The following is a 22,819-nucleotide window of genomic DNA, read 5'->3' as shown; positions in this document are numbered from 1 at the left end:
GAATCCCTATGGAATCCCGATCAGAATTCGATCAAGTTCCGACTGAATGCGATATGACGGCGAGCTGAAGCGAACACAGCCTCCACGGGGATCCCGAGCGTCCGCCCCGGCGCCGAGGATCGGGCAGACTGTCCGGATCCGCACGCGATCGGGAGCCCGCCGTGATCACATCCAATGGAGACCCGCTGGAACACACCGCGGAACACGCCGCACACGCCGATGCCGACGCGCATGTCGATCCGCTCGGCGCGCTGCGTGCCCCGGACGATCCGGACTGCGATGTCTATCTGACGGGCACGGTCTTCCTCGACATCATCTTCACCGGCCTGGACAGCGCGCCCGTACGCGGTACGGAGTCCTGGGCGCGCGGCATGGGATCGAGCCCCGGCGGGATCGCCAACATGGCCACCGCGCTCGCCCGGCTCGGACTGCACACCTCGCTCGCGGCGGCCTTCGGCGACGACCACTACGGCGAGTACTGCTGGGACGCGCTGGAGCAGGGCGAGGGCATCGATCTGTCCCGCTCCCGCACCGTCCCCGGCTGGCACTCGCCCGTCACGGTCTCCATGGCGTACGAGGGCGAGCGGACGATGGTCTCGCACGGCCACGAGGCCCCGCCGCCCGAAGGCGCCCTCCCGGAGTGCCCGCCGCGCGCCCGCGCCGCCGTCGCCGCGCTCACTCCGGGCCGCCGCGACGAGTGGATCGCCCGCGCCGTCCGCCACGGCGCGCGGATCTTCGCCGATGTCGGCTGGGACGAGTCGGGCCGCTGGGATCTCGCGGGACTGGCCGATCTGGAGCACTGCGAGGCCTTCCTGCCCAACGCCGAGGAGGCCATGCGTTACACCCGTACCGACTGTCCCAAGGCAGCCGCGCGGCTGCTCGCCGAGCGGGTGCCGGTCGCCGTCGTCACGCTGGGCGCGGAGGGCGCGTACGCCGTGGACGGCGCCACCGGCGAGACCGCCGAGGTCCCGGCCATCGCGGTGGAGGCCCTGGATCCGACGGGCGCGGGCGATGTCTTCGTGGCGGGCTATGTCACCGGTACGCTCGCCGACTGGCCGCTCGCGGACCGGCTGGCCTTCGCCGGGCTGACCGCCGCGCTCTCGGTCCAGGAGTTCGGCGGCTCGCTCTCCGCGCCCGGCTGGTCGGAGGTCGCGGCCTGGTGGCAGTACGTACAGGCCTGCTCGGACCAGGATCCGGCGGCGCTGCGGCGCTATGCGTTCCTGGAGGAGCTGCTGCCCGCGCCGAGCAGGCCGTGGCCGCTGCGCAGGGCCGTACCGACCATCGGTTTCGGCCGCTCGGGCTGAGTCCGGGCCGGTGCGGACGCCCGCTGTGGACGCCCGCCGTCCCGGCTCGTACCGCGAGCTCGCCCCGGTACGTATCGCAAGGTTCAGGAACGGCACGGGTAAAAGCCCTGGGGCTTGTCAGTGCGGGGCCGTACGCTGGTACCTCAGAGGTTGTCGAGCAGCGAGAACCCTGCAACGGGAGGTATGCGCAGGCCACAGCGCCGGCCCATGACTCAGACACCTACAGCCCGGACCCCCGCGGAGGGGCAGGCACGTACTCACTTCACCGTCCCCGCCAATCACCCCATGGTGACGGTCCTGGGCTCAGGGGATTCCCTGCTCCGTGTGATCGAGAAGGCGTTCCCGGCCGCGGACATCCATGTCCGGGGCAACAAGATCAGCGCGAGCGGCAGCGCGGCGGATGTCGCGCTCGTCCAGCGCCTGTTCGACGAGATGATGCTGGTGCTCCGCACCGGTCAGCCGATGACGGAGGACGCAGTGGAACGTTCCATCGCCATGCTCAGGGCGAGCGAGAACGGCGGTGCGGACGGCCCCGAGACCCCCGCCGAGGTACTCACCCAGAACATCCTGTCCAGCCGGGGCCGGACCATCCGCCCCAAGACCCTGAACCAGAAGCGGTATGTCGACGCGATCGACCAGCACACGATCGTCTTCGGCATCGGTCCCGCCGGTACGGGCAAGACGTATCTCGCCATGGCCAAGGCGGTCCAGGCCCTCCAGGCCAAGCAGGTCAACCGGATCATCCTGACCAGGCCCGCCGTCGAGGCGGGTGAGCGGCTCGGCTTCCTGCCCGGGACGCTCTACGAGAAGATCGACCCGTATCTGCGCCCGCTCTACGACGCACTGCACGACATGCTCGATCCCGACTCGATCCCGCGGCTGATGGCGGCGGGCACGATCGAGGTCGCGCCGCTGGCGTACATGCGGGGCCGCACGCTCAACGACGCGTTCATCATTCTCGACGAGGCCCAGAACACCAGCCCCGAGCAGATGAAGATGTTCCTCACGAGGCTCGGCTTCGAATCGAAGATAGTCATCACCGGTGACATCACCCAGGTCGACCTTCCCGGCGGCACGAAGAGCGGTCTGCGCCAGGTCCAGGACATCCTGGAAGGCGTGGACGATGTGCACTTCTCCCGTCTCACCTCGAAGGATGTCGTACGGCACAAGCTCGTCGGCCGTATCGTCGACGCGTACGAGCTGTACGACAGCCGCAACGACGGCCGAAACGGGAAGTAGAACAAGAGCGCACCATGTCGATCGACGTCAACAACGAGTCAGGCACCGAGGTCGACGAGCAGGCGATCCTCGATGTCGCCCGCTACGCGCTCACCCGGATGCGTATCCACCCGCTCTCCGAGCTGTCGGTGATCGTGGTGGACGAGGCGGCCATAGAGCAGCTCCATATCCAGTGGATGGATCTGCCGGGGCCGACGGATGTCATGTCCTTCCCGATGGACGAGCTGCGTCCGCCGGTCAAGGACGACGAGGAGCCTCCGCAGGGGCTCCTCGGTGACATCGTCCTCTGTCCGGAGGTGGCGAAGAAGCAGGGCGAGGAAGCACCGACGCGGCACACCATGGACGAGGAGCTCCAGCTCCTCACCGTCCACGGTGTGCTGCATCTCCTCGGTTACGACCATGAAGTGCCGGACGAGAAGGCCGAGATGTTCGGTCTCCAGGCGGCGATCGTCGACGGCTGGCGATCCGAACAGGGGCTCACGGGTCCGTCCCCCGCGCCGACCGTCTCGTGACCGCGCAACTGATCGTCGGAGCGGTCGCCCTGGTCGTCGTCGCCTGGCTGGCGGCGTCGGCCGAGGCGGGCCTCGCCCGTGTCTCCAGCTTCCGGGCGGCCGAGGCCGTCCGCTCCGGGCGGCGCGGCGCGGCCAAGCTGGAGCAGATCGCCGCCGATCCGACGCGCTATCTGAATGTGGCCCTGCTGGTCCGGGTCGCCTGTGAGATGGCGGCCGGAGTGCTGGTGACGTATGTCTGTCTCAACGAGTTCGAGGAGACCTGGTCGGCGCTGGTCGTCGCGATCGGCGTGATGGTTCTCGTCTCGTATGTCGCGGTGGGCGTCTCGCCGCGCACCATCGGCCGTCAGCATCCGCTGAACACGGCGACGGCCTCGGCGTATGTGCTGCTGCCGCTCGCGAGGATCATGGGCCCGATCCCACAGCTGCTGATCCTCCTCGGCAATGCCCTCACGCCGGGCAAGGGCTTCCGCAAGGGACCGTTCGCCAGCGAGGCCGAGCTGCGGGCCCTGGTCGATCTCGCCGAGCAGGAGTCCCTCATCGAGGACGACGAGCGCCGGATGGTCCACTCCGTCTTCGAGCTGGGCGACACCCTCGTACGGGAAGTCATGGTCCCGCGCACGGACCTGGTCTGTATCGAGCGCTACAAGACGATCCGGCAGGCGCTGACGCTGGCCTTGCGCTCCGGCTTCTCCCGGATCCCGGTGACCGGCGAGAACGAGGACGACATAGTCGGCATCGTCTATCTCAAGGACCTGGTCAGAAAGACCCATATCAACCGGGACTCCGAGAGCGATCTGGTCTCCACGGCGATGCGGCCCGCCGCCTTCGTCCCGGACACCAAGAACGCCGGTGATCTGCTCCGCGAGATGCAGCAGGAGCGCAGCCATGTCGCGGTCGTCATCGACGAGTACGGCGGCACGGCCGGCATCGTCACGATCGAGGACATCCTGGAGGAGATCGTCGGCGAGATCACCGACGAGTACGACCGCGAGCTGCCGCCGGTCGAGGAGATCGGCGACGGCTCCTACCGGGTCACGGCCCGGCTCGACATCGGTGATCTCGGCGAGCTGTTCGGGCTCGACGAGTACGACGACGAGGATGTGGAGACGGTCGGCGGACTGCTGGCGAAGGCGCTGGGCCGCGTCCCGATCGCCGGAGCGAGCGCCAAGGTCGAGCTGCCCGACGGGCGCAGTCTGCGGCTGACGGCGGAGTCCCCGGCCGGCCGCCGCAACAAGATCGTCACGGTCCTGGTGGAGCCGGTGCGCAAGGAGGAGCCCGCCGCGTGACACCGGAGGACGTATGACACCGGAGGCCGCCGCGTGACACCGGAAGAGCTGCGAGCCTGGTGCCTGGCGCTGAACGGGACGTCCGAGGACGTCCCGTTCCCACGCAGTCCCGGGCTGACCGTCTTCCGGGTCGGCGGCAAGATCTTCGCGCTCTGCTCGCTGGAGGAGGAGCCGCTGAAGGTCGCCCTCAAGTGCGATCCGGAGGAGGCGATCCGGCTCCGCGAGGCGCATACCGCGATCGTGCCCGGCTGGCATCTCAACAAGCGCCACTGGAACACGGTGACGGTCGGAGAGCTGCCCGCGCGGATGGTGCGGGAGCTGATCGAGGACTCGTACGACCTGGTGGTGGCCGGTCTGCCGAGGGCGGAGCGGCTGCGGCTCGACCGGCCCTGAGAGCCCTGAGCGCGGTCAGAGGTCAGGGCTGTGACGTCCGCTGTCAGGGCCGTCGGGGCCGTCAGGGCTGTCGGGTCCGGAGGCCGACCGCCACCAGCAGCGCTGCCGTAACCACGATCGCCGCGTCCACGGCCAGGACGAGCCGTACTCCGTCGTACAGCACGGCCTGAGCCGCCGCGACCGCACCCAGCAGCGGGATACCGACGGTGATACCGACCTGCTGAGTCGTGGTCACCAGGCCCGTCGCGAGCCCTTGCTCCTTGTCGGGGACGCCCGAGGTCACGGTCAGTCCGTACGAGATGACCGCGACGAGATGGCACATGCTCGCCAGCGAGACACCGACGGTCGCCAGCACGACGCCCGAGCCGCTGCCCAGGCCCAGCAGCGCCGCGGTGAACAGCCCTTGGCCGAGCAGGGACACGGCCAGAGCGCGGCGGGCACCGAAGCGGCCGATCAGCCGGACGGCCAGCGAGCCCGCGACCACCGACAGCACGCCCTGGAGCCCGAAGACCAGACCGGTCTCGAAGGCGGACAGCCCGAGCGAGTCCTGGAGATAGAGAGTCAGGACGAACACGACCGTGCTCATCATCGAGAAGGTGACCAGACCGCCCAGATTGCCGAAGGCCACGGTGCGCCGGCGCAGCATGGGCAGGGAGACCAGCGGCGCCGCGCTGCGCGCCTCGACCAGGACGAAGGCCACCAGCAGTGCGATGCCCGCGATCAGTGTGACCAGCACATCCGCGCCGCCGAAACCGTGGTCGGCGGCGGTCGACAGGGCGTAGATCACGGCCAGCAGCCCGCCCGTCACGGTCACCGCGCCCGGGATGTCGAGCCGTGGCCGGTCGGTGGTACGGGACTCGGGCAGCAGACCGGGCGCCAGTGCGAGTACGACGAGCGCGGCGACGGCCAGCAGTCCCATGGTGGAGCGCCAGCCCAGCGTGTCGGTCAGTACGCCGCCCAGCACCATGCCGATGGTGAAGCCGAGCGAGAGAAGCGTGCCGCTGATGCCCAGTGCCCGGTCGCGCTGCGGCCCTTCCGGGAAGGTGGTGGTCAGCAGCGACATCCCGGTCGGGACGATCACGGCGGCGCCCAGCCCTTGGAGCGCGCGCCCGGCCAGGAAGACCGCCGGGCTCCAGGCCAGGGTGGCCAGCAGCGAGGCCGCGCCGAAGACGGCGAGACCGGTGAGGAACAGTCTGCGGCGGCCGTAGAGATCGGCGATCCGGCCGAAGAGCAGCAGAAATCCGCCGGACGGCAACGCGAAGGCGGTGACCGCCCATTGCAGCGCGGACCGGCTCATCCCGAGATCGGCGCCGAGGACGGGCAGGGCCACATTCAGTACGGAGAAGTCGAGCGCCACCATGAACTGGGCGGCGCACAGCACCAGGAGGATCAGCTTGGCCCGGCCGGTGAGCCGCGCGGGAGCGGACCCGGAGCCGGACTCGGGTCCGGAGCTTGGGTCCGGGGCTGCGGCTGGGGCTGGGGCTGGATCGTGAGCCTGGCCGGGCGGGCCGGTGGTGGTGGAGCCGGTGGTGGAGGTCTCGAATGCCATGCCCGACAGCCTCGGTCGGCAGGAATAGCCGTGGGGAGCGGGAACTTATCCTGTTGGCGGCACCACCACGCGGGCCGACAGAGGCAGTTCGGCGGGGCAGTTCGGCAGGGGGTTCCAGATGGCCATGCGCACCGGGCAGACGGCGGGGCAGACCGGAAAGGCGCACCGCCTCGGCGAACTGCGCGAGTTCCTGATGAGCAGACGCGCCCGGGTCAGCCCGGCCGACGCGGGCCTGCCGGACGGCGGCGCCCGGCGCCGTACACCGGGACTGCGGCGCGAGGAGGTGGCCGTCCTCGCGGGCGTCGGCGTCTCCTGGTACCAGTGGCTGGAGCAGGGCCGGGACATCACCGTCTCGCCACAGGTGCTGGACTCGGTGGCGCGGGTGCTCAGACTCAGCGGCGCCGAGCGCCGCCATCTGTATGTGCTGGCCGGGCTCAATCCGCCTCAGCCCGAGGTGGATCCGGCGGCGCTCGGTATGTGCACCGGGCTGCAGCGGCTGATCGACGCCTGGATGCCGTATCCCGCGCACATCATGGACGGCTACTGGAACGTGATCATGTACAACGACGCGGCCTCGGTGGTCCACGGTCTGAGGCCCGGGTTCTCCCGGAACTGTCTGATCAATTTCTTTACCGATCCGATCTACCGCACACGGATCACGCACTGGGAGGAGATCGCGCCGCGGATCGTCGCCCAGTTCCGCGCCGCCTGTTCGGAGTGCCCGGACGACGAGGGATTCCAGGCGGTGGTGCGGGAGGCGAAGGAGCGCAGCGACGAGTTCGCCCGGCTGTGGGAGCAGCGGGACATCGCGTCGGCCGGACAGGTGCGCGAGGAGCTGGTGAACCCGCTGGTCGGCACACTGCTGTTGGAGGCCACCCAGCTCAGAGTGCCGGCCAGGCCCGATCTGGTGATCATGCTGCACACTCCGCTGCCGGAGGCGGACACGGCGGCGAAGCTGGAGTGGCTGGCGTCACCGGAGGGCCGGCGCGGCTCGCTGTACCCGGTCGCGGGCTGATGGCTGACGGCAGGTGGCGGGTCGCGGGCTGATGGCGAGGCGCTTCCAGGTCTCCCCGTTGGCGGAGGCGCCGAACCCGCTGCCTATGCTCGGCATATGACTGAGAGCACCGATCCCGGCACCGGCCTCGGCCCCGAGGACCGCAAGATCATCACTCTGGCCCGGAGCGCCCGCGCCCGTAACGGCGTACCGGAGGGCGCGGCCGTACGGGACGAGACCGGGCGTACGTATGTCGCCGGCACCGTGGAACTGGCCTCCCTCAAGCTCAGCGCGCTGCGCACCGCGGTCGCGATGGCCGTGGCCAGCGGTGCGAACTCACTGGAGGCGGCGGCCGTGGTCACCGACGCGGAGACGGCGTCCGACGAGGACCTCGCGGCCGTGCGCGATCTGGGCGGCGCGGGGACCCCGGTCCTGGTGGCGGGCCCCGACGGCACGCTGCGGGTGACCGTCGAGGCGGGCTGACCCGCGTGCGGCGGTCCGGCCGGCGACAGTCCGTCCGCGGCCGTCGGGGACGCCTCGATGGTGACCGTCATGGCCGATCTGGTCGGCGCAGCGTGAACGATCGGGGAGAATGGGCGCCATGAGCGCTCGTACCTCCTCTCCCGAGACAGCCGAAGTCCCCCACCGGGCGGGCTTCGCCTGCTTCGTCGGCCGCCCCAACGCGGGCAAGTCCACCCTCACGAACGCTCTCGTCGGTCAGAAGGTGGCCATCACCTCGAACCGGCCGCAGACCACCCGGCACACCGTCCGTGGCATCGTGCACCGTCCCGAGGCCCAGCTCATCCTGGTCGACACCCCGGGCCTCCACAAGCCGCGCACCCTGCTCGGCGAGCGCCTGAACGATGTTGTACGGACGACCTGGGCCGAGGTCGATGTGATCGGTTTCTGTCTGCCCGCGGACCAGAAGCTCGGCCCCGGCGACCGGTTCATCGCCAAGGAACTGGCGGCCATCAAGAAGACGCCGAAGGTCGCCGTCGTCACCAAGACGGACCTAGTCGACTCCAAGACGCTCGCCGAGCAGCTGATCGCGATCGATCAGCTCGGCAAGGAAATCGGTCTGGAGTGGGCGGAGATCGTCCCGGTCTCGGCCGTCGGCGACAAGCAGGTCGGTCTGCTGGCGGACCTGCTGGTCCCGCTCCTCCCGGAGAGCCCTCCGCTCTACCCGGAGGGCGATCTCACCGACGAGCCCGAGCAGGTCATGGTGGCCGAGCTGATCCGCGAGGCGGCGCTGGAAGGCGTACGGGACGAACTCCCGCACTCGATCGCGGTCGTGGTCGAGGAGATGCTCCCGCGCGAGGACCGCCCTGCGGACAAGCCGCTCCTGGACATCCACGCGAACGTCTATATCGAGCGCCCCAGCCAGAAGGGCATCATCATCGGCCCCAAGGGCAAGCGCCTCAAAGAGGTCGGCACCAAGTCCCGCAAACACATCGAGGCCCTGCTCGGCACCCCGGTCTTCCTCGACCTCCACGTAAAGGTCGCCAAGGACTGGCAACGCGACCCGAAGCAACTCCGCAAACTGGGCTTCTGAGCCGGCCGCCCGCGGACCGGGCTGCCGGAGCGCCGCTCGGTCACCGGCTCGACTTCGATCCGCGAGAGCACCCAGTTCAGCCGGGCCATGTTCGTACCCGCATGTGCTCGTGCGGCTGGAGCCATCCGTACAGCCGGGCATCTGCCTCGGCCCTTTCCACATCGCTGAAGGCTCCGTGCTCCTCCTCGTAGCGACGCATTTCCTCCCCGAGCAGTTCGTTGCGGATCTTGCGTGCCAACGCCTCCGCCGCGTACCCGGAGAGGTCGTCGGTGAAGCCCCGTGCCGCTTCCACCAGCTCCTCCGGGAGCGTGACGGAGATTTTCTTGGTAGCCATGCGGTCGCCATTCTGTGATACGGCCCGGCCCGTTCAGGCGCCTTCCTTGAGGACGCGGGAGATCAGGGTGCGCTGGGAATCGGAGAGGTGGGGGTCGGCGCAGTGGAATTCTTGGTCGTCCACCGTGATCCGGTAGCTGAAGCCGTCGGGGACCACCGGGGATCCGGGGTCCTGGGTGGCGTCTGTCATGGCCTGTTCGGCGAGGTGCTGCCAGGTGGGGGCGTCGGCGTCGGGCAGGTGTGAGGTGTCGACCTCGGCCCTGCGCTCGATGCCCGCGAAACCGCCCGTACGACGTACTTCGATACGCATGGCTCCTGTCTAGTGCCTGGAGGGCGGGCGCGGTAGCCGACGCTCCCGGCTCACTCCGTTGTGGGTACGCCGACCTGGGACCAGGCCTTGACCACCGCCTCGTGCTCCGCGCCGTCCCCGAAGCGGGACCGCGCCGCCGCGACGGTCAGCCGGGCGAAGTCCGCGAAGTCCGCGTCGGCCGCCAGCTCGCCGCCGGTCAGCACGTCGAACCAGATCCGGCCCGCCCGCTCCCACGCCTTTCCGCCCAGCCGCTCGGCGAGCAGATAGAACGCGTGGTTGGGGATGCCGGAGTTGATGTGCACTCCGCCGTTGTCCTGGTTCGTCCGTACGTAGTCGTCCATGACGGCCGGCTGCGGGTCCTTGCCGAGCACATCGTCGTCGTACGCCGTGCCCGGCGCTTTCATGGAGCGCAGCGCGACACCGGTGACGCGCGGCGCGAGCAGGCCCTGACCGATCAGCCAGTCGGCCTGATCGGCGGTCTGGTCCAGGGTGAACTGCTTGACCAGCGAGCCGAGGACGTCCGACATGGACTCGTTCAGCGCGCCCGACTGCCCGTAGTAGTCGAGATTGGCCGTGTACTGCGTGACTCCGTGGGCCAGCTCATGGCCGATCACATCGACCGGGATCGTGAAGTCGAGGAAGATCTCGCCGTCACCGTCGCCGAAGACCATCTGCTCGCCGTCCCAGAAGGCGTTCGCGTACTCCCGGTCGTAGTGGACGCTGGCGGTCAGCGGCAGTCCCGCGCCGTCCAGGGAATCACGGCCGTACGCCGTCAGCAGCAGCTCGAAGGTGGCGCCGAGCCCGCTGTACGCGCGATTGACGGTGGCGTCCCTGCCGGGCTCGCTGCCCTCGCCGCGGACCTTCGTGCCCGGCAGGACCGTGCCGTGCCGGCAGTCATGGACGGCGCGGTCCGGCTTTCCCGTCGGCCCGGCGGTCGGCCCGTCGGCCCGCGACGGCACGGCGCCGCGGGCCGCCGTCAGCCGGCGCCGGGTGCGATGGGAGGAGTCGGCCTCCAGGGTGCGGCGGGCGGGCCCGTGGATGGCCGGATCGTCCGCCCACGCGAGCTTGTCCAGCACATGCGGCGGCACGATGGTGCAGAAAACGGGAGTGATGGCGTCCATGAAGGCAATGTGGCACTCCGTCACGGAGATTGCACCCATTGCGACCAAGGTTGCTGAAATGGAGTGATCTACGGACGCCCGGGGAATACCTTCGTGGATCGAGGAGAGGGCGGTTCCGGTTCCGCATTCTGATACGGACCGGCGCGAACCGCGCGGCTCGGCTAGGCTCCCTCGCATCATGCGTTTCGGGCTGCTTCTCCTTAGCTGCCGCGGCGAGGGCCTGTAGTCGTAGGCCGACCCCCTCCCCGCGGAGTCTGGCGTTGCGGTGATCGCGCCCCGTCGGCCGTCCCAGTGGACACACGAGGAGCCCTGCGCAATGTCCGAATCTTCCGTCGCCTCCGTCGGCAGCCCGACGCCCGTCACCAACGCGACGCACACCCAGCGCCCGTCCGGGATGCCCATCCACAAGTACGGCCGGTACGAGGCCGTGGACATCCCCGACCGCACCTGGCCCGACAACCGGATCACCGTCGCCCCCCGCTGGCTCTCCACCGATCTGCGCGACGGCAACCAGGCGCTGATCGATCCCATGTCACCGGCCCGCAAGCGCGAGATGTTCGATCTGCTGGTGCGGATGGGTTACAAGGAGATCGAGGTCGGCTTCCCGTCCTCGGGAGAGACCGACTTCGCCTTCGTACGGTCGATCATCGAAGAGGGCGCGATCCCGGAGGACGTGACGATCTCCGTCCTGACACAGGCGCGCGAGGAGCTGATCGAGCGTACGGTCGAGTCGCTGCGCGGCGCCCACCGTGCGACCGTCCATCTCTACAACGCCACCGCTCCCACCTTCCGCCGCGTCGTCTTCCGCGGCACGAAGGAGCAGGTCAAGCAGATCGCCGTGGACGGCACCCGGCTGGTGATGGAGTACGCGGAGAAGATCCTGGGCCCTGAGACCACCTTCGGCTACCAGTACAGCCCGGAGATCTTCACCGACACCGAGCTGGATTTCGCCCTGGAGGTCTGCGAGGGCGTCATGGATGTCTGGCAGCCCGAGGCCGGCCGGGAGATCATTCTCAATCTGCCTGCCACTGTGGAGCGTTCGACGCCGTCGACGCACGCGGACCGTTTCGAGTGGATGTCGCGGCATCTGTCGCGCCGTGAGTCTGTCTGTCTCTCGGTGCATCCGCACAACGACCGGGGCACAGCTGTCGCCGCCGCCGAGCTGGCGCTGATGGCCGGCGCGGACCGGGTCGAGGGCTGTCTGTTCGGCCAGGGTGAGCGCACCGGCAATGTCGATCTGGTGACGCTGGGCATGAACCTCTTCTCGCAGGGCGTCGACCCGCAGATCGACTTCTCGCAAATTGACGAGATCCGCCGGACCAGCGAGTACTGCAACCAGATGGAGATCCATCCGCGCCATCCGTATGTGGGCGATCTGGTCTACACCGCCTTCTCCGGCTCCCACCAGGACGCCATCAAGAAGGGCTTCGACGCGCGTGAGGCCGACGCCGCCGCGCGGGGCGCCTCGGTTGACGAGATCGAGTGGGCCGTGCCGTATCTGCCGATCGACCCGAAGGACGTGGGCCGCTCCTACGAGGCGGTCATCCGGGTCAACTCGCAGTCCGGCAAGGGCGGTATCGCCTACGTCCTGAAGAACGAGCACAAGCTGGACCTGCCGCGCCGGATGCAGATCGAGTTCTCCCGCATCATTCAGGCCAAGACCGACGCCGAGGGCGGCGAGGTCACACCCGGCCAGATCTGGTCCGTCTTCCAGGACGAGTACCTGCCCAACCCGGACAACGCCTGGGGCCGGATCCAGCTCCGCTCGGGCCAGAGTACGACCGGCACGGACGGCCGCGACACACTGACGGTCCAGGCCGTCGTGGACGGTACGGAGACGGTGCTCACCGGCACCGGCAACGGTCCCATCTCGGCGTTCTTCGAGGCCCTGGCCGCCGTCGGCGTGGACGCCAGGCTCCTGGACTACCAGGAACACACGATGAGCGAGGGCGCGAGCGCGCAGGCCGCCTCGTACATCGAGTGCGCGATCGACGGAAAGGTGCTCTGGGGCATCGGGATCGACGCGAACACCACCCGGGCGTCACTCAAGGCGGTCATCTCCGCCGTCAACCGCGCGACCCGTTGACGGCGCCGGCAGAGTGCTCATGAGCCACTGATCCAAGCGCTCACCTGGGCGTTTACGAGCCCCGTCCACCGTTCGCGGTGGGCGGGGTTCAGCCATGTCGTGGCGATCTCACGCCGCGGTACTGACGGGGCCCGGGCGATGTGGCTAACATCACTCAACGCGGCAATGTTGCCGGAGCGTTACGGAGGTGCGCGACGTGCTGCCAGCTCAGGGATCAAGCGGCCGAAAAGTGCGCATCTGCGGCATTCGTACGTCCTGGAACACCGTTGGTGACGGCGAGTTCTTCTGTCCCGACTGCGGAGGCGACCGCAACTACCGCCGTCGCACCGGCCGTCGCAGGTTCACCGTCCTCGGCGTTCCTCTGCTCGCGCGCGGAGTCGCCGGCCCGGTGATCGAATGCGCGGCCTGCCACGCCCACTTCGGCACGGACATCCTCGACCATCCCACCACCATCCGCTTCTCCGCGATGCTCCGTGACGCCGTGCACACCGTCGCGCTCGCCGTCCTCGCGGCCGGCGGGATCTCCTCCCGTACGGTCAGGGAGACCGCGGTCCACACCGTCCGCGCGGCCGGATTCGAGGACTGCACGGAGGACCGGCTCACCGATCTGGTGGAGGCGCTCGCCGCCGACACCGGCCGGTTCGTCGTGGACCCGGATCTGGATCCGGGCCCGTGCGGCGCGGCGCTCGCCATCGAACTGCACGAGGCGCTGGAGCCGCTGGCGCCGCATCTCGCCCCGGCGGGCCGGGAGTCGATCGTGCTCCAGGGCGCCAGGATCGCCGTGGCGGACGGACCGTACAGCCCGGCGGAGCGCGAGGTGCTCAGCATCGTCGGCGGCGCGCTGCTGCTGTGCTCGGACGACACGGAGAGACTGCTGCTGGCGGCATCGGGAACGCCCTCCTGAGCGCGGTCCGAGCGCCTCCTCAAGCGCCTGCTGAGCCGCCGTCTGCGGCATATGGCGGGCGGGCCCGTCCATGCCCGTGCACGGGCGGCTCGGCGGCCCGTGCGTATGCGGGAGAATGACGCCATGAGTCTGTTCCGGGACGACGGCGTCGTGCTGCGCACCCAGAAGCTCGGTGAGGCCGACCGCATCATCACGCTTCTGACCCGCGGCCACGGCCGTGTCCGCGCCGTCGCCCGGGGCGTGCGGCGGACGAAGTCCAAGTTCGGGGCGCGGCTGGAGCCGTTCTCCCATGTCGATGTGCAGTTCTTCGCGCGCGGCAGTGAGCTCATCGGCCGCGGTCTGCCGCTGTGCACCCAGAGCGAGACCATCGCTCCGTACGGTGGCGGCATCGTCACCGACTACGCCCGCTACACCGCGGGGACGGCGATGCTGGAGACCGCCGAGCGCTTCACCGACCACGAGGGCGAGCCGGCCGTCCAGCAGTATCTGCTCCTGGTCGGCGGGCTGCGTACGCTCGCCCGTGGTGAGCACGCACCTCATCTCATCCTGGACGCCTTTCTGTTGCGCTCCCTCGCGGTCAACGGATACGCGCCGAGCTTCGACGACTGCGCCAAGTGCGGACTGCACGGGCCCAATCGTTTCTTCTCCGTGGCGGCGGGCGGCGTCATCTGCGGCGACTGCCGGGTGCCCGGCAGCGTCGTACCCTCTGCTGAGGCCGTCGGACTGCTGAGCGCGCTGCTGACCGGCGACTGGGAGACGGCTGACGCGTGCGAGGCGCGACATGTCAGGGAGGGCAGCGGGCTGGTGTCCGCCTATCTGCACTGGCACCTGGAGCGCGGTCTGCGCTCGCTCAGATACGTAGAGAAGAACTGATACGTAGCACTGATACGTAGCGAAGATTTGGGAGACGAGAGCGCATGGCACGACGCGGATTCCTGGGACGTTCCCGCCGCGAGTACAAGACGCCCGAGCCGCACCCTTCGGGCGCGCGGCCACCGAAGATCCCCGCCGAGCTGGTGCCGCAGCATGTGGCGTGTGTGATGGACGGGAACGGCCGCTGGGCCAAGGAGCGCGGGCTGCCGCGCACCGAGGGCCACAAGGTCGGCGAGGGCGTCGTCCTCGATGTGCTCAAGGGCTGTCTGGAGATGGGCGTCAAGAACCTCTCCCTGTACGCCTTCTCCACCGAGAACTGGAAGCGCACGCCCGACGAGGTGCGCTTCCTCATGAACTTCAACCGCGATGTCATCCGGCGCCGCCGGGACGAGATGGACGAGCTGGGCATCCGGATCCGCTGGGTCGGCCGGATGCCCAAGATGTGGAAGTCGGTCGTCCAGGAGCTCCAGGTCGCGCAGGAGCAGACCAAGGACAACGACGCCATGACGCTCTACTTCTGCGTCAATTACGGCGGGCGCGCGGAGATCGCGGACGCGGCGCAGGCGCTCGCGGCGGATGTGGCGTCGGGCAAGCTCGATCCGGCCAAGGTGAATGAGAAGACGTTCGCGAAGTATCTCTACTACCCGGACATGCCGGACGTGGATCTCTTCCTGCGGCCCAGCGGTGAGCAGCGCACATCCAACTATCTGATCTGGCAGAGCAGTTACGCGGAGATGGTCTTCCAGGACGTGCTGTGGCCGGACTTCGACCGCAGGGATCTGTGGCGGGCCTGTCTTGAATTCGCCTCCAGGGACCGGCGCTTCGGCGGCGCGATGCCCAATCCGGACCAGCCGGAGATGGAGGAGTTTCCGCAGGGCTGAGCCGTCCGGCGCTCTTTCCCCGGGTGCCGTCTCCTCGGTTGCCGGGCCGGCTTCCCGCCCGCCCGGCACCGACACCCGGCTCTCGACCGGACACGCGGTGGTAGTTCCGCTAGTTCCGCGCCGCCTGGCCCGCGCACTCCGCGCATTCGGCGCAGGTGCCGAAGATCTCCACCGTGTGCGCCACGCTCACATAGCCGTGCTGCGCCGCGATCGTCTCGGCCCACTGCTCCACCGCGGGTCCCTCGACCTCGACGGCCTTTCCGCAGACCCGGCAGACGAGATGGTGGTGGTGGTCGCCGGTCGAGCAGCGGCGGTAGACGGACTCGCCGTCGTTCGTCCGCAGCACATCGACCTCGCCGGCGTCGGCGAGGGACTGGAGCGTGCGGTACACCGTGGTCAGTCCGACCGAGTCACCACGGTGCTTGAGCATGTCGTGGAGCTCCTGCGCGCTGCGGAACTCGTCGACCTCGTCGAGCGCCGCCGCCACCGCGGCACGCTGGCGGGTCGATCGGCCGCGCACGGGGGCCGCACTCGATCCACCGCTGGGCGCAGTCGTCACAGGTGCCTCCTTGCCTCTGCCCGAATCCACCGGGCACTGCCCGCTTCCCTCGGGCCATTCTGCCAGTTCGTGACCGGCTCGCGGTCAGACTGTGAGATCGTCCGTGGGCGTTCGGCCGGCCGAACCGTCCTGAGCGGGCGTTACGCCGGGTATGCCCGCGGTCACGGCCTGCCCTGCCGCCTCGGCGTTCCGCAGCGCTCCGGCCCGCCGTCTCGCCAACGGCGTGGCGAGGACCGTCAGCACCACGAAGACGCCGATCGCCAGCAGCACGATCGTCGCGCCCGGCGGTACGTCCTGGTAGTACGAGGTGACCGTACCGGCGAGCGTCACCGCCGTGCCGATCACCACCGAGAGCACGAAGGTGACCGCGAACGACCGGGTGATCTGCTGGGCCGCCGCCACCGGCACCACCATCAGCGCGCTGACCAGCAGCAGTCCGACCACCCGCATGGCGACGGTGACCGTCACCGCGGCCGTGACCGCGATCAGCAGATTCAGCGCACGCACCGGCAGTCCGGTGACCCGGGCGAACTCCTCGTCCTGGCTGACCGCGAAGAGCTGGCGCCGCAGCCCTACCGTCACCAGCACCACAAAGGCGGCGAGCAGCGAGATCGCGGTCACGTCCGACGGTGAGACCGTCGACAGCGAACCGAAGAGATACGAACTGAGATTGGCGTTCGAGCCGTTCGGCGCGAGATTGATCAGCAGGACACCGCCGGCCATCCCGCCGTAGAAGAGCATCGCCAGCGCGATATCGCCGCGGGTGCGGCCGTACGCCCTGATCAGCTCCATCGTGATGGCACCGGCCACCGAGACCAGCGTCGCGATCCACACCGGGCTGAGGGAGAGCAGAAAGCCCAGACCGACGCCGGTCATGGCGACATGGCCGATGCCGTCGCCCATCAGCGCCTGGCGGCGCTGCACAAGATAGATACCGACGGCGGGCGCGGTGATACCGACCAGCACGGCCGCGATCAGCGCGCGCTGCATGAACGCGGTCTGGAGGAATTCCATGGTCAGGTCAGCAGTCCTGTACGGAGCGGCTCGCCGGCCGCGTGGGGATGGACATGATCGTGGCCGGGCAGGGCGTGCTGGCCGAGGGCCTGTGGCGGCGGCCCGTCGTGGGTCACACAGCCGTCGCGCAGCACCACCGCGCGGTCGATCAGCGGCTCCAGCGGGCCCAGTTCATGGAGGACGAGCAGTACGGTCGTACCGGCGGCCACCTGTTCGCGCAGCGTCGCCGCGAGGATGTCCTGGCTGGCCAGATCGACGCCCGCCATCGGCTCGTCCATGATCAGCAGCTCGGGCCCGGCGGCGAGCGCCCTGGCTATCAGTACACGCTGGTGCTGGCCGCCGGAGAGCGCGTCCACGGAGTCCTTGGCGCGGTCGGCGAGTCCGACCAGCTCGATGGCCTCCTGGACGGCCGCGCGGTCGGCCTTGGAGGGCCGGCGGAACTTCGTACGGGAGAGCCGGCCGGAGGAGACGACCTCGTGGACGGTCGCGGGCACTCCGCTCGCCGCGGTGGTGCGCTGCGGTACGTAACCGACGCGCGCCCAGTCGCGGAAGCGGCGCAGCGGTGTCGAGAAGAGCGATATCTCGCCGCCGGTGAGCGGGACCTGGCCGATCACGGAACGTACGGCGGTGGACTTGCCGGAACCGTTGGCGCCGAGCAGGGCGACGACCTCACCGCGGTGCACGGTGAGGTCGATACCGCGCAGCACGGTGCGGGAGCCGAGCGTGGCGGTGGCACCGCGGACGGAGAGGACCGGCGCGAGCCGCTGAGCAGCGGGTCCTCCGTCCGCGGTGGCTGTGGCCCCGGCTGTCTCCGGAGCACGCCGGGGGCCGGGCATCGAGAGGCGGTCCTCGGGGCTACCGGTCCCGGCGGGACGGGTGCCCGTGCCGGTGGGCGCCGTCGCGGCCTCAGGTGCTCGCGCGGTCTCCGGCGCTCGTGCCTCTCGTGCCTGTTCGCCGCTCTCCGTGGTCGCCATGTGCCGCGCCTCCGTTGCTGCCGTCGGCCGGTTCATTTCGCGCCGAGTGCCTTTTGCAGCGCGGCGAGGTTGGCCTGCATGACCTCGATGTAGTCATCGCCCTTGGACCGGTCCGTAATTCCTTCCAGCGGGTCCAGGACGTCCGTCTTCAGTCCCGAGTCCGCCGCGATGGTCTTGGCGGTCCTGTCGCTGGCGAGCGTCTCGAAGAATACGGTGCTGACCTTGTCCTGCTTCGCGATGGTCTCCAGTTCCTTGATCCTGGCCGGGCTGGGCTCTGCCTCCGGGTCGATACCGGCGATCGCCTCCTGCTCCAGGCCGTAGCGCTCGGCGAGATAGCCGAAGGCGGCGTGGGTGGTGATGAAGGTCTTGGTGGAGGTGTCCGTGAGGCCCTGCTTGAACGCGGTGTCCAGCGCGCCGAGCTTGCCGACCAGCGCGTCCGTGTTCTTCCGGTACGCGTCCGCGTTGTCCGGGTCGGCCTTCTCCAGGGCGGCGCCGACGCCCTTGGCGACCTCGGCGTACTTCACCGGGTCGAGCCAGATGTGCGGATCGTTGCCGTCCGGAGTACCCTCCTCGGCCGCGTGCTCGTCGGCGCTGTGCTCGTCGCCGCCGTGGACGTGGCCGACCTCGGTGCCGTGCTTCTCCAGCGCGGTCAGGGAGGCCGCGTCGACGATCTGTTCCACTCCGGACTGGTCGATGGCCTTGTCCACGGCGGGCTGGATACCCTTGAGATAGAGAATGACGTCCGATTCGCCGAGCTCGGCGGTCTGCCGGGGCTTCAGCTCAAGATCGTGCGGCTCGACGCCCGGCTTGGTGAGGGTGGTGACCGAGACATGATCACCGCCGATCTGCTGGGCCAGGAATTCCATCGGGTAGAACGACGCCGTGACCGCGAGCTTGTCACCGCTCTTCTGGTCGGCGGCGTCGGAGGAGGAGCAGGCGGACAGCGCCACCAGACCGAGCGTGACAGCTCCGGCGAGGGTGGCGGTGGGTATCAGGCGTCGTGCGTTCATGACAGTCATTTTCAACAAAACTGGAAACGATTGTCAACAAGCGGCGGGTATGTCTCTTCCCGCGCACCGATTTGATCGAAGGGGTGCGCCCGCCGCTAATCTGAAGCATTCGCGTTCGTCGTCGTCGTAATGAAGAGAGCACCGTGGCCGCCGACAAGATCGACACCATCGTCAACCTGAGCAAGCGCCGTGGCTTCGTCTACCCGTCCAGTGAGATCTACGGTGGGCAGAAAGCCGCCTGGGACTACGGGCCGCTCGGAGTCGAGCTGAAGGAGAACATCAAGCGCCAGTGGTGGCGCTACATGGTCACCTCGCGCGAGGACGTTGTCGGTATCGACTCATCGGTGATCCTGGCCACGGAGGTCTGGGAGGCGTCCGGTCACGTCGCGACCTTCACCGATCCGCTCACCGAGTGCACCTCCTGCCACAAGCGGTTCCGCGCGGACCATCTTGAAGAGGCGTACGAGGAGAAGCACGGCAAGGCCCCCGCGAATGGCCTCGCCGACCTCAACTGTCCCAACTGTGGCAACAAGGGCACCTTCACCGAGCCCAAGCAGTTCTCCGGTCTGCTCACCACCCACCTCGGCCCCACGCAGGACACCGGCTCGATCGCCTACCTCCGGCCCGAGACCGCGCAGGGCATTTTCACCAACTTCGCCCAGGTCCAGCAGACTTCGCGCAAGAAGCCGCCGTTCGGTATCGCGCAGATGGGCAAGTCGTTCCGGAACGAGATCACTCCGGGCAACTTCATCTTCCGCACGCGTGAGTTCGAGCAGATGGAGATGGAGTTCTTCGTCAAGCCGGGCGAGGACGAGCAGTGGCAGGAGTACTGGATGGAGCAGCGCTGGAACTGGTACCGCGACCTGGGTCTCCGTGAGGAGAACATGCGCTGGTTCGAGCACCCGAAGGAGAAGCTCTCCCACTACTCCAAGCGCACCGCCGACATCGAGTACCGCTTCTCGTTCGGCGGCAGCGAGTGGGGCGAGCTGGAGGGCGTCGCCAACCGCACCGACTACGACCTCAACGCGCACTCCAAGGCGTCCGGTCACGACCTGGTGTACTTCGACCAGGAGGCCGGCGAGCGTTGGACTCCGTATGTGATCGAGCCGGCCGCCGGTGTCGGCCGCGCGATGCTCGCCTTCCTCCTCGACGCGTACAACGAGGACGAGGCGCCCAACGCCAAGGGCGTGCTGGAGAAGCGCACCGTGATGCGGCTCGACCCGCGCCTCGCGCCGGTCAAGGTGGCCGTGCTGCCGCTCTCCCGCAACGCGCAGCTCTCGCCGAAGGCCAAGGGCCTCGCCGAGGACCTGCGGCGCAACTGGAACATCGAGTTCGACGACGCGGGCGCCATCGGCCGTCGCTACCGCCGTCAGGACGAGATCGGCACGCCGTTCTGTGTGACCGTCGACTTCGACACCCTCGACGACAACGCGGTGACCGTGCGCGAGCGCGACACGATGAAGCAGGAGCGTGTCTCGCTGGACCAGATCCAGAGCTATCTCGGCGGCCGGCTGATGGGCTGCTGACCGACCGCTGATCGCGGCCGGTGACCGCCCGACGGTCACGGTCGTGGCTCGAAGCCCCCGGTTCCACCACGGAACCGGGGGCTTCGTTGCACACTGGGCCCACGCGTCAACAGGAGGCACGGATGCCGTCCACGACCACCAGCAAGGTCAGCAGATGGGATCAGCACGGACGTGAACATGTCGTACGCGTCCAGAAGGCGGGTGTACAGCGGTCGTTGATCTGTGACACCTGCGGCTGGCACAAGAACGCGCAGTTCCTGCCGTGGCTGAAGGCACAGGAACATCTCACCGAGGCCCACCAGGCGACGGTGGACCCGGCCGGCGGCTGACGAGCGGGAGCCGCGGCTCCAAGGCGGCCTGCGGCGGCGTGGATACGCTCGTCGCGCGCCGCCCCGCTCAGGGCCGCAGGCCGCGCAATACCAGATCGCAGACGGCGCTGAACTCGTCGTCGATCGTGGGCTTCCGCCACTCCGGAGCGTACGCGGGATCGTGGAAGCGGGCCGTGGCGGCGAAGACCGCGCCCGCCGTCGTGGCCGGGTCCGCCGCGACGAACTCGCCCGCCCGCACGCCCTCTTCGACGATCCGGGTGAGCTGACGCGTCAGCTCGGTGAGATGCGCGTCGACCACACCACTGCTCTCGTCGATGAGCACCGAGAAGGTCGCGAACAGCTCGGGATCGTCGCCCGCCTTGTGGCGCTTGGTGTCGAAGAGCGTCAGCAGCCAGTCCCGCAGCTTCTCCGGCCCGGGCTCGGACACCCGCTCCGCGTCCGGACCGTCCTGCGCCTCGGCCTTGGCTTCCGGCTCCGTCCTCGGCCCGGCTCCCGGCTCAGCGCCAGGCTTCCGCGCTCCCTCCGTGATCCGCGCCAGCGCCACTTCCGTACGGCTCAGCCAGCGCGCGGTGACGGCCTCGCGCAGCGCCGCCTTCGTACGGAAGTGCCGGTAGACACTGCCATGGCTGACACCGAGCACCCGGGCCACATCGAGGACCGTGGCCTTCGCCGGACCGTAACGACGCAGCACCTCCTCGGTGGCTTCGAGGATCCGCTCGGCGGTCAGGCTCTCGGTGGCCATGGGTGTCCGACCTTTCGTGGCCCGTACGGCGGGAGGCTCATACGGCGGGACGCGACAGATGACATTACCTGTCAGGTCCGACAACCCGACGGGTGAGCCGTCACGGCCGGCACCGACCGTGGGCGGTCATCGCTCGCTGTCGAGATGTGCCATCTGGGCGGTCGGATAGCGGTCGCCCGCGGCGGCGTCGGCCGGCACCGCGCGCTCGATGGCGGCGAGATCCTCCGCGCCCAGCGTGAGTCCGACGGCGCCCAGGGCCTCGGTCAGCCGGTCCCGGCGGCGCGCGCCGACGAGCGGCACGATGTCCTCACCACGGGAGAGCACCCAGGCGATGGCGATCTGGGCGACGGTGACGCCCTTCTGCTCGGCGATCTTCCGCAGGGATTCCACCAGCCCGAGGTTGTGTTCGAGATTGTCGCCCTGAAAGCGCGGGCTCACCGCACGGAAGTCGGTCGGGCCCAGCGCCCGGTCGCGGGTGAAGTGGCCGCTGATCAGCCCGCGCGAGAGCACGCCGTACGCCGTCACACCGATGCCCAGCTCACGGACGGTGGGCAGGATCTCGGCCTCGATACCGCGCGAGATCAGTGAATACTCGATCTGGAGATCGCAGATCGGGGCCGTGGAGGCCGCGCGGCGGATGGTCCCGCTGCCGGCCTCGGAGAGACCGATATGGCGGACATGGCCCGCCTGCACCAGCTCGGAGATGGCGCCGACGGTCTCCTCGATCGGGACGGCGGGATCGATCCTGGCGATCCGGTAGATGTCGATGTGGTCGGTGCCGAGGCGCCGCAGGGAGTACGCGGCGAAGTTCTTCACGGCCGCCGGACGGCCGTCATAGCCGCTCCAGCCGCCGTCCGGGTCGCGCAGGGCGCCGAACTTGACGCTGATCAGGGCCCGTTCACGCGCGGCGGCCGGAGCGGTGCTCAGCGCCTCGTTGATCAACAGCTCGTTGTGGCCCATTCCGTAGAAGTCGCCTGTGTCGAGCAGTGTGATGCCCGCATCCAGGGCGGCGTGGATGGTGGCGATCGACTCGGCGCGGTCGCCTTCGCCGTACATCCCGGACATGCCCATGCAGCCGAGACCGATGGCGGCGGTCAGCGGGCCGGTGGTGCCGAGGCGGCGGGTGGGAAGGGCGTGACTGGCGGCCATGGCGGGTTCCTCCATGCGGATCGTGGTGGATCGGGGATCGGGGTGGATCGGAGTGACATCGACAACCATGGCATGACGGATGACAGATTTCAATTTCTGTCATCCGCTATGGCTGATGCTCGCCAAAATTGCGTTACGTCCCGGTCCCGGCCGGTGGTAGCGTCACTGGCATGTTCTTC

24 protein-coding genes are annotated in these 22,819 nt (G+C 69.0%); 14 read left to right on the top strand and 10 right to left on the bottom strand.

Annotated elements, in window-relative coordinates; genetic code table 11:
- The first annotated feature begins 185 nt into the window (after positions 1–185).
- The 5 genes from ACFV6H_RS12260 (at position 186) to ACFV6H_RS12240 (ending at position 4,734) form a co-directional block, all read left to right on the top strand.
- Positions 186–1,304: a carbohydrate kinase family protein gene (locus ACFV6H_RS12260; protein ID WP_384781700.1), complete on the top strand. Its 1,119-nt coding sequence runs from the start codon at positions 186–188 to the stop codon at positions 1,302–1,304.
- A 207-nt stretch (positions 1,305–1,511) separates the two neighbouring features.
- Positions 1,512–2,543 (top strand): PhoH family protein, encoded by a 1,032-nt coding sequence (locus ACFV6H_RS12255; RefSeq protein ID WP_384781349.1) that lies wholly within the window; start codon positions 1,512–1,514, stop codon positions 2,541–2,543.
- 14 nt (positions 2,544–2,557) lie between these two features.
- Positions 2,558–3,055, top strand: coding sequence for an rRNA maturation RNase YbeY (gene ybeY / locus ACFV6H_RS12250; protein ID WP_385540935.1), 498 nt, complete (start codon positions 2,558–2,560; stop codon positions 3,053–3,055).
- Positions 3,052–4,341 (top strand): hemolysin family protein, encoded by a 1,290-nt coding sequence (locus ACFV6H_RS12245; protein ID WP_384781351.1) that lies wholly within the window; start codon positions 3,052–3,054, stop codon positions 4,339–4,341. Before ybeY ends, ACFV6H_RS12245 begins: the two co-directional genes overlap by 4 nt.
- A gap of 33 nt (positions 4,342–4,374) precedes the next feature.
- Positions 4,375–4,734: an MmcQ/YjbR family DNA-binding protein gene (locus ACFV6H_RS12240; protein ID WP_385540933.1), complete on the top strand. Its 360-nt coding sequence runs from the start codon at positions 4,375–4,377 to the stop codon at positions 4,732–4,734.
- Positions 4,735–4,795: 61 nt separating this feature from the next.
- Here ACFV6H_RS12240 and ACFV6H_RS12235 read toward each other — a convergent pair whose 3' ends face one another.
- On the bottom strand, positions 4,796–6,283 hold the full coding sequence (locus ACFV6H_RS12235; RefSeq protein ID WP_385540931.1) for an MFS transporter: 1,488 nt from the start codon (positions 6,281–6,283) through the stop codon (positions 4,796–4,798).
- Positions 6,284–6,407: 124 nt separating this feature from the next.
- On the opposite strand from ACFV6H_RS12235, the gene ACFV6H_RS12230 reads away from it, so the two are divergent.
- The 3 genes from ACFV6H_RS12230 (at position 6,408) to era (ending at position 8,829) form a co-directional block, all read left to right on the top strand.
- Positions 6,408–7,298: a helix-turn-helix transcriptional regulator gene (locus tag ACFV6H_RS12230; RefSeq protein WP_385541057.1), complete on the top strand. Its 891-nt coding sequence runs from the start codon at positions 6,408–6,410 to the stop codon at positions 7,296–7,298.
- A gap of 96 nt (positions 7,299–7,394) precedes the next feature.
- Complete coding sequence (locus tag ACFV6H_RS12225; RefSeq protein ID WP_385540929.1) at positions 7,395–7,760, top strand: cytidine deaminase; 366 nt, start codon at positions 7,395–7,397, stop codon at positions 7,758–7,760.
- A 109-nt stretch (positions 7,761–7,869) separates the two neighbouring features.
- Complete coding sequence (gene era, locus ACFV6H_RS12220) at positions 7,870–8,829, top strand: GTPase Era (RefSeq protein ID WP_093597578.1); 960 nt, start codon at positions 7,870–7,872, stop codon at positions 8,827–8,829.
- Between the two features lie 76 nt (positions 8,830–8,905).
- Here the strand turns inward: era and ACFV6H_RS12215 are convergent, their stop codons facing one another.
- Genes ACFV6H_RS12215 through ACFV6H_RS12205 form a run of 3 tightly spaced genes read right to left on the bottom strand, consistent with a single transcriptional unit; the run spans position 8,906 to position 10,593 of the window.
- A complete protein-coding gene (locus tag ACFV6H_RS12215) occupies positions 8,906–9,163 on the bottom strand; it encodes a hypothetical protein (RefSeq protein ID WP_385540927.1) in 258 nt (85 codons plus the stop codon).
- A 33-nt stretch (positions 9,164–9,196) separates the two neighbouring features.
- On the bottom strand, positions 9,197–9,472 hold the full coding sequence (locus ACFV6H_RS12210; protein WP_384980393.1) for a protealysin inhibitor emfourin: 276 nt from the start codon (positions 9,470–9,472) through the stop codon (positions 9,197–9,199).
- 50 nt (positions 9,473–9,522) lie between these two features.
- Entirely contained in the window at positions 9,523–10,593 is a 1,071-nt protein-coding gene (locus ACFV6H_RS12205) for a M4 family metallopeptidase (RefSeq protein ID WP_385540924.1), read from the bottom strand.
- Positions 10,594–10,909: 316 nt separating this feature from the next.
- On the opposite strand from ACFV6H_RS12205, the gene leuA reads away from it, so the two are divergent.
- The 4 genes from leuA (at position 10,910) to ACFV6H_RS12185 (ending at position 15,337) form a co-directional block, all read left to right on the top strand.
- The gene (gene leuA / locus ACFV6H_RS12200) at positions 10,910–12,679 is read left to right on the top strand and encodes a 2-isopropylmalate synthase (RefSeq protein WP_385540922.1); all 1,770 of its coding nucleotides are present in this window, start codon (positions 10,910–10,912) and stop codon (positions 12,677–12,679) included.
- A gap of 196 nt (positions 12,680–12,875) precedes the next feature.
- Complete coding sequence (locus ACFV6H_RS12195) at positions 12,876–13,583, top strand: TerB family tellurite resistance protein (RefSeq protein WP_385540920.1); 708 nt, start codon at positions 12,876–12,878, stop codon at positions 13,581–13,583.
- Positions 13,584–13,706: 123 nt separating this feature from the next.
- Positions 13,707–14,456: a DNA repair protein RecO gene (recO, locus tag ACFV6H_RS12190; RefSeq protein WP_093597429.1), complete on the top strand. Its 750-nt coding sequence runs from the start codon at positions 13,707–13,709 to the stop codon at positions 14,454–14,456.
- A gap of 44 nt (positions 14,457–14,500) precedes the next feature.
- Positions 14,501–15,337, top strand: coding sequence for an isoprenyl transferase (locus ACFV6H_RS12185; RefSeq protein WP_093597426.1), 837 nt, complete (start codon positions 14,501–14,503; stop codon positions 15,335–15,337).
- A gap of 109 nt (positions 15,338–15,446) precedes the next feature.
- Here the strand turns inward: ACFV6H_RS12185 and ACFV6H_RS12180 are convergent, their stop codons facing one another.
- The 4 genes from ACFV6H_RS12180 to ACFV6H_RS12165 all read right to left on the bottom strand — a co-directional run bounded on the left by ACFV6H_RS12180 (position 15,447) and on the right by ACFV6H_RS12165 (position 18,894).
- Positions 15,447–15,896 carry a Fur family transcriptional regulator gene (locus ACFV6H_RS12180; RefSeq protein WP_093597423.1) on the bottom strand — a complete coding sequence of 150 codons (450 nt, stop codon included), beginning with the start codon at positions 15,894–15,896 and terminating at the stop codon, positions 15,447–15,449.
- A gap of 84 nt (positions 15,897–15,980) precedes the next feature.
- Entirely contained in the window at positions 15,981–16,910 is a 930-nt protein-coding gene (locus ACFV6H_RS12175) for a metal ABC transporter permease (RefSeq protein ID WP_385540917.1), read from the bottom strand.
- Positions 16,911–16,912: 2 nt separating this feature from the next.
- Positions 16,913–17,746, bottom strand: coding sequence for a metal ABC transporter ATP-binding protein (locus ACFV6H_RS12170; protein ID WP_385541055.1), 834 nt, complete (start codon positions 17,744–17,746; stop codon positions 16,913–16,915).
- Positions 17,747–17,916: 170 nt separating this feature from the next.
- Complete coding sequence (locus tag ACFV6H_RS12165; protein WP_385540915.1) at positions 17,917–18,894, bottom strand: metal ABC transporter substrate-binding protein; 978 nt, start codon at positions 18,892–18,894, stop codon at positions 17,917–17,919.
- A gap of 143 nt (positions 18,895–19,037) precedes the next feature.
- On the opposite strand from ACFV6H_RS12165, the gene ACFV6H_RS12160 reads away from it, so the two are divergent.
- Both ACFV6H_RS12160 and ACFV6H_RS12155 read left to right on the top strand, forming a co-directional pair.
- Entirely contained in the window at positions 19,038–20,420 is a 1,383-nt protein-coding gene (locus ACFV6H_RS12160) for a glycine--tRNA ligase (protein WP_384980414.1), read from the top strand.
- Between the two features lie 122 nt (positions 20,421–20,542).
- Entirely contained in the window at positions 20,543–20,749 is a 207-nt protein-coding gene (locus ACFV6H_RS12155) for a hypothetical protein (RefSeq protein WP_093597411.1), read from the top strand.
- Positions 20,750–20,816: 67 nt separating this feature from the next.
- On the opposite strand, the gene ACFV6H_RS12150 is transcribed toward ACFV6H_RS12155, so the two are convergent.
- Together ACFV6H_RS12150 and ACFV6H_RS12145 are read right to left on the bottom strand one after the other, a co-directional pair.
- Positions 20,817–21,491: a TetR/AcrR family transcriptional regulator gene (locus ACFV6H_RS12150; RefSeq protein WP_385540912.1), complete on the bottom strand. Its 675-nt coding sequence runs from the start codon at positions 21,489–21,491 to the stop codon at positions 20,817–20,819.
- A 126-nt stretch (positions 21,492–21,617) separates the two neighbouring features.
- Positions 21,618–22,640 (bottom strand): aldo/keto reductase, encoded by a 1,023-nt coding sequence (locus ACFV6H_RS12145; RefSeq protein ID WP_385540910.1) that lies wholly within the window; start codon positions 22,638–22,640, stop codon positions 21,618–21,620.
- Between the last annotated feature and the right edge of the window lie 179 nt (positions 22,641–22,819).

Source organism: Streptomyces sp. NPDC059743, from assembly GCF_042732975.1.
Classification (GTDB): domain Bacteria; phylum Actinomycetota; class Actinomycetes; order Streptomycetales; family Streptomycetaceae; genus Streptomyces.
The sequence above is the reverse complement of the archived record's forward strand: the minus strand, read 5'-3'. Positions and strand labels throughout refer to the sequence as shown.